The organism is Streptomyces sp. E2N166 (genome assembly GCF_003671715.1).
Classification (GTDB): domain Bacteria; phylum Actinomycetota; class Actinomycetes; order Streptomycetales; family Streptomycetaceae; genus Streptomyces; species Streptomyces thinghirensis.
The window spans coordinates 154,355-160,013 of record NZ_RAIF01000025.1 but is presented as its reverse complement, the minus strand read 5'-3'; the positions used below and the strand labels follow the sequence as shown (position 1 = coordinate 160,013).

The window sequence follows — 5,659 nt, the reverse complement described above, 5'->3', positions numbered from 1 at the left end:
GGCAGCGGTCGCGGCGGCCCCGGCCGCGGCGCGGAACAGGCGCCGGCGCGACGCCGCCCGGCGGACCGCCTCGTAACGTCCGGGGGGCGGGCCCAGAAAGTCGCCGCCCGGCCGCAGCACGACCAGCAGCGGATCGTCGTCGTCGCGCTCGAACCCCGGATCGTCCTGGCCGTCCTCAAGGCGTGTGGTCAAGGCTTCTCCTCAGGTGGACGCGGAGCAGTTCGCGGGCCGCGTGGAGGTCGGCCTTGACGGTTCCTTCCTTGCGCCCGGTCAGCACGGACACCTCCCGGATCGGCATGTCAGCGTAGTAGTGGAGAAGGATCGGCACGCGCAGTCGCTCCGGCAGGGACTGCACGAGCAGGCGCACCGAGGGGTCGGCCTGCTCGGGGTGCGGGCGCACGGCGACCTCCGCGGTGACCCGGCGCACCGCCCGGCGTTCGCGCTCCAGCTTGCGCCAGTGGTCGCGGACGAGGTTGGCGGCGGTGACGTAGAGAAAGCCGCGGGGCTCCTCCACGGACGTCCAGCGGGCCCAGAGCCGGGTGAACGCCTCCGAGGCGATCTCGTGGGCCGTCTCGTCGTCGTCGACGAGCCGGCGGCACCAGCCGGCGAGGCGGGGATACAGGGCGGCGAACAGTTCGGACGCCGCCCGGTCACGGGACCGTTTCAACGCTCTCCATGGTCGTGAGGGTATGCGGTGGGCGCGGTCGGTCGGTCCGGTCCGGTCAGGCGGGCGCGGGGCTCGTCGAGTCGAGCTCCGCGAAGGCGATCACGTTGTCCCGGTACTCCTCGCCGACCCGCGGGCCGCCGCAGGTGATGAGCCGCAACTCCGGGCGGTCCACGTCCCCGTAGACGTCGTCGGTCGGGAAGTCGGCCTTCGCCACCGTCCGTACGGCGGTGACCCTGAACTCCGCCGCCGTACCGTTCTCCAGGCGCGCCTCGATCCGGTCGCCCCGGTGCAGCCGCGCGAGGTGCCGGAAGACCCCGTCCCCGTGGGTGCCGACCGTGACGTGGCCGAGGACGACCGACGGCCCGACCTGACCCGGGGTCGGCGAGTGCCGGTACCAGCCGGCGCGGTCGTCGTCCGTGACGGGCGGGACCTCCACCGTGCCGTCCGGCGCCAGACCCAGCCGCATCACCGGGGTGTCGACGCCGATGGCCGGGATGCGCAGGCCGACCGGGACCGAACGCTCCAGGGGCGGCACCGACTTCGCGGAGGCGTGCGACGACGGTGCCGCGGCCCCGGGACGTCCGGTCCGGCTCACGTCGTCCCCCTGGCCGCCGCAGCCCACGAGGAGCGCGGCCAGCACGGTGGTGGCGAGGGCGCGCCCGGAGAGCGGGGTCATGCCCGGGTCGCCGCCCGCCGGCGGCGTACGGCGAAGAGGACCGCGCCGCCCGCGACGAGCACACCACCGGCGCCCGCGCCGATGAGCCCTTCGTCGGTCCCGGAGGACGCCGGCGCCGCGACCCCGGTGTCGGGCGCGCCCTCGGGCACGGCGGAGACCTGGCCGTCGGCCGGCGCCCGGGACGGCTCGGCCGCCGGAGCCGGTGAGCTGACGGAGGGCGACGGCACCTCGCTCGGCTCGGTGCCGGGGCTCGGGGCGCTCGCGGCCGGCGGGGTGGAGGGGGCCGGGGTCGGGTCGTCGGCGAACGCGGGTGCGGTGGCCGCCAGTACGGCGGTGCACGCCAGGGCCACGGCGCTGAGGATGGTTCGGCGCATCGGGTCGCTCTCTCTCGTCGGTCGGCGCGGGTGTCGCGTGGGGTGTGGACGTGGATCGGACGGAGAGACGAGGCAGCGGCAGGACGGGTTGTAAAGGGATGGCAAAGTCGCCGTCGGCCGCGTCCCGCGCGCTTCTTACGGACTCATGACGTGCCGGGCGGGGCGCCCGGCCCGCCGCCTGGGCCGTCCTAGCGTGGCCGTATGCGCGTACTGGTCACCGGCGGTGCCGGGTTCATCGGGTCCCATGTCGTTCAGGCGCTGCGGGCGCACGGGCACGAACCCGTCGGCTACGACGTCCGCGAGGACCCCGGCGCGGACGTGCGCGACCCGGCGGCCGTCGCCCGGGCCCTGGCCGGGGTCGACGCCGTGTGCCACCAGGCGGCGATGGTCGGGCTCGGCAACGGGTTCGCCGACGCGGCGGAGTACGTCTCGCGCAACGACCTCGGCACCGCCGTCCTGCTCGCCGCCATGGCGGACGCGGGCGTGCGGCGGCTCGTGCTCGCCGGGTCGATGGTCGTGTACGGGGAGGGCCGGTACACGTGCCGCCGGCACGGAGTCGTACGACCGGGACCGCGCGCCGCCGCCGACCTGGACGCGGGCCGGTTCGAGCCCGCGTGCCCGGTGTGCGGCACGGACCTGTCCCCCGGGCTGGTCGGCGAGGACGCCCCGGCCGACCCGCGCAACGTGTACGCCACCACCAAGCTCGCCCAGGAGCACCTGGCCGCCGCCTGGGCCCGGACGACCGGCGCGACGGCCGTTTCCCTGCGCTACCACAACGTGTACGGGCCCCGGATGCCGCGCGACACCCCGTACGCCGGTGTCGCCTCCTTCTTCCGTTCCGCGCTCGCCCGCGGCGAGGCCCCGCGGGTCTTCGAGGACGGCCGCCAGCTCCGGGACTTCGTGCACGTGCGGGACGTGGCCGCGGCGAACCTCGCCGCGCTGGAGGCCGAGTCACCGGGCGGGACGCTCACGGCGTACAACACCGGCAGCGGCGAACCGCACACGGTGGGCGGGATGGCGGCCTCCCTCGCCGCCGCGTACGGCGGACCCGAGCCCGTCGTCACCGGCGAGTACCGCCTCGGCGACGTCCGCCACATCACCGCCGACTCCTCGCGGCTGCGGGCCGAACTCGGGTGGCGGCCACGGGTCGGTTTCGCGGAGGGGATGCGGGAGTTCGCTCGGGCGGGGTTGCGCGGGGAGTGAGCGCGGTACGCGGTCCGTGCCGTGCGGGCCCGGCCGGTTCACCCCTCCGGTGCCGGCAGGGTCACCTCGAAGCGGCAGCCGCCCGGGATGTTGCGTACGGTGGCCCGGCCGCGGTGGGCCTCCACGATGCCCCGGACGATGGCGAGGCCGAGGCCCGCGCCGGCGGGCGGGGTACGGGCGTGGGTGCCGCGCCAGCCGGTGTCGAAGACGCGCGGCAGGTCCTCCTCGGGGATGCCGCCGCAGCCGTCGGTCACGGAGACCACCACGCCCTCGGGCGAGCGCTCGGCGGCGACCGCCACCGTGCCGTCGGCGGGGGTGCGGCGGATCGCGTTGACCAGCAGGTTGCCCAGGACCCGGCTCATCTCCTTGCCGTCCACCTCGACCGGTACGGCCGCCACGGCGTCGCCGACCAGCCGTACGCCGTGCTCCCGCGCGAGCGGGTCCGCGCCCGCGAGGGCGTCGCCGACCAGGTCGTAGAGGGAGATTCGGGCCGGGGCGAGGGGGAGCGTGCCGGCGTGGATGCGGGACAGCTCGAAGAGGTCGCCGACCATGTCGTTGAGGCGTTCCACCTCGGTGCGGATCTGGCGGAGGTAGCGGTCGGGGTCCGCGGCGACGCCGTCCTCCAGGGCCTCGGACATGGCGCGCAGGCCGGCCAGCGGGGTACGCAGGTCGTGCGAGATCCAGGCGACCAGTTCGCGCCGGGAGGTCTCCAGGGCGCGTTCCCGTTGCCGGGATTCCGTGAGCCGGGCGCTGGTGGCCGCCAGCTCACGGCCGAGCGCGTCCAGTTCGGCGGTCGCGCCCGCCGTGGGAGCCGCGTAGCCGCCGTCGTCGCCGAACGAGCGGGCGGCGGCGGTCAGTTCGCGGCTGCGGGCCACGACCCAGCGGCCCAGCAGCAGCGCGGTGGCCAGGGAGACGACGGCCGCCATCGCCACGACGGTCGTGACGACGGACAGGTCGTGCGGGGACAGGAACATCGCCCAGGCGACCGCGAGGGTGCCCGCGAGCATCGCGAGGACGGCGACCGCCGCCACCACCGCGAGCGACGCGGTCAGTGAACGCCGCCGGATCAGCCGCAGTACGCCGGCCCCCACCAGTCCGGCGGCGGCGGCGCCGGCGAAGGCGTAGAGGGCTATGAGAAGGGTGTCGGACACGGTCAGTCCGCCTCCCGCCCGGCCGGGTCGAAGCGGTAGCCCACGCCCCACACGGTCTGGATCAGCCGGGGCCGGGCCGGGTCGTCCTCGACCTTTCCGCGCAGCCGCCGGACGTGGACGGTGACGGTGGACAGGTCGCCGAAGTCCCAGCCCCACACCCGGTGCATCAGCTCCTCCCGGGCGAACGCCCGTCCCGGGTGCCGCAGGAGGAAGGCGAGCAGGTCGAACTCGCGCAGCGTGAGGGCGAGTTCCGCGCCGTTCTTGGTGACCCGCCGGGCGACCGGGTCGACGGTCAGGCCGGCCGCGCCCAGGGGCCGCTCCACCGCCGCGGGCCGGGTGCGGCGCAGTACGGACTCCACCCGCAGCACCAGCTCCCGCGGGCTGAACGGCTTGGTCACGTAGTCGTCGGCGCCGACCTCCAGGCCCAGGATGCGGTCGTCCTCGTCGCCGCGGGCGGTCAGCATGATGACCGGCACGGGCCCCTGGCCGCGCATCCGCCGGCACACCTCAAGGCCGTCCATGCCGGGCAGCATCAGATCCAGCACCACCAGGTCCGGCCGGTGCGCGGCGGCCCGGGCGAGCGCGGTCGGTCCGTCGTCGGCCCGGTCGACGACATAACCGGCGCGATCCAGATAGCCGGCGACGACCTCCGCGACGGTGGGGTCGTCATCGACGACCAGGACCCGGGCGGTAGTGGGCGGGGATCCGGACGGGAAGCCGTTTCGGGGCGTGTCCGGGGATCCGCTCGGGGGCGTGTCCGGGGATCCGCCCGGTGGCACACCCGGAGCCAAGCCCGGGGCCAAGCCCGGGGATCCGCTCGGAGGCACACCCGGAGCCACACCCGGGGATCCGCTCGGAGGCACACCCGGAGCCACGCTCGGGGATCCGCTCGGAGGCACACCCGGAGCCACACCCGGAGGCAAGCCCGGGGCCACGCCCGGGAGTGCGTCCCGCGGCGCATCCGAGGACGCGGCCGGTGACCCGGCCCGGGTCCCGCCCGGAGACGCGGCCGGGAACTCGTCCGGGAGCGCGTCCCGGGGCACATCCGGAGACCCCGCCGGCGCCCCGGCCCGGGTCCCACCCGAAGACCCCGTCGGCGCCCCGGCCCGGGGCCCGCCTGAAGACCCGGCCCGGGGTCCATCCGAAGACCCTGCCGGTGGCCCGTCCCAGGGCGCGGACTCGTACGGCTGCTGCTGCATGCGCCCAGCCTCGCACCGTGCACCCGCCGGCGGCGTCCACCGGGGTCGCCTGAGCGGCGACGTCCGCGTTTCGTAAGGAGCGGAAGTCCGATTCGTCCGCTTCCGGTTCGTAGGGTGAAACCGTGACCACCTCGCCCGCTCCGGACGTCGATCTCGTGCTGCCGTGCCTGAACGAGGCCGGGGCCCTCCCCTGGGTCCTGGCCCGCGTCCCGGCCGGCTGGCGCGCGCTCGTCGTCGACAACGGCTCCACCGACGGCTCGGCGGACATCGCCCGCGCGCACGGCGCCACGGTCGTGACCGAGCCGCGCCGCGGTTTCGGCGCCGCCTGCCACGCCGGTCTGACCGCCGCCACCGCCGACGTCGTCTGCTTCTGCGACTGCGACGCCTCC

7 protein-coding genes and 1 pseudogene are annotated in these 5,659 nt (G+C 75.9%); 2 read left to right on the top strand and 6 right to left on the bottom strand.

The window, feature by feature from the left end; all coding sequences use genetic code 11:
- The 4 genes and pseudogenes from EBH09_RS37895 to EBH09_RS18740 form a co-directional block, all read right to left on the bottom strand.
- Window positions 1-192, bottom strand: a pseudogene (locus EBH09_RS37895) (hypothetical protein); the annotation flags it as partial.
- Window positions 176-667, bottom strand: a complete 492-nt coding sequence (locus EBH09_RS18750) for an RNA polymerase sigma factor (protein ID WP_003975205.1) — start codon at window positions 665-667, stop codon at window positions 176-178. The pseudogene EBH09_RS37895 and the gene EBH09_RS18750, both read right to left, overlap by 17 nt.
- A gap of 55 nt (window positions 668-722) precedes the next feature.
- Window positions 723-1,343, bottom strand: a complete 621-nt coding sequence (locus tag EBH09_RS18745) for a class F sortase (protein WP_121748138.1) — start codon at window positions 1,341-1,343, stop codon at window positions 723-725.
- Window positions 1,340-1,717 carry a Tat pathway signal sequence domain protein gene (locus tag EBH09_RS18740; RefSeq protein ID WP_121748137.1) on the bottom strand — a complete coding sequence of 126 codons (378 nt, stop codon included), beginning with the start codon at window positions 1,715-1,717 and terminating at the stop codon, window positions 1,340-1,342. Before EBH09_RS18740 ends, EBH09_RS18745 begins: the two co-directional genes overlap by 4 nt.
- 201 nt (window positions 1,718-1,918) lie before the next feature.
- On the opposite strand from EBH09_RS18740, the gene EBH09_RS18735 reads away from it, so the two are divergent.
- On the top strand, window positions 1,919-2,920 hold the full coding sequence (locus EBH09_RS18735) for an NAD-dependent epimerase/dehydratase family protein (RefSeq protein ID WP_121748136.1): 1,002 nt from the start codon (window positions 1,919-1,921) through the stop codon (window positions 2,918-2,920).
- A 38-nt stretch (window positions 2,921-2,958) separates the two neighbouring features.
- Here the strand turns inward: EBH09_RS18735 and EBH09_RS18730 are convergent, their stop codons facing one another.
- Together EBH09_RS18730 and EBH09_RS18725 are read right to left on the bottom strand one after the other, a co-directional pair.
- Window positions 2,959-4,071, bottom strand: a complete 1,113-nt coding sequence (locus tag EBH09_RS18730) for a HAMP domain-containing sensor histidine kinase (RefSeq protein ID WP_121748135.1) — start codon at window positions 4,069-4,071, stop codon at window positions 2,959-2,961.
- 2 nt (window positions 4,072-4,073) lie between these two features.
- Entirely contained in the window at window positions 4,074-4,751 is a 678-nt protein-coding gene (locus tag EBH09_RS18725; RefSeq protein ID WP_193776428.1) for a response regulator transcription factor, read from the bottom strand.
- Window positions 4,752-5,392: 641 nt separating this feature from the next.
- Between EBH09_RS18725 and EBH09_RS39035 the strand changes: the two genes are divergently transcribed.
- On the top strand, window positions 5,393-5,659 hold a 267-nt coding region (locus tag EBH09_RS39035; RefSeq protein ID WP_238697359.1), incomplete at its 3' end, for a glycosyltransferase.

Excerpts from the sequence above, each read along its gene's own strand:
- EBH09_RS18745 (WP_121748138.1), bottom strand. The coding sequence starts at position 1,343 with ATGACCCCGCTCTCCGGGCGCGCCCTCGCCACCACCGTGCTGGCCGCG.
- EBH09_RS18740 (WP_121748137.1), bottom strand. The coding sequence starts at position 1,717 with ATGCGCCGAACCATCCTCAGCGCCGTGGCCCTGGCGTGCACCGCCGTA.
- EBH09_RS18735 (WP_121748136.1), top strand. The coding sequence starts at position 1,919 with ATGCGCGTACTGGTCACCGGCGGTGCCGGGTTCATCGGGTCCCATGTC.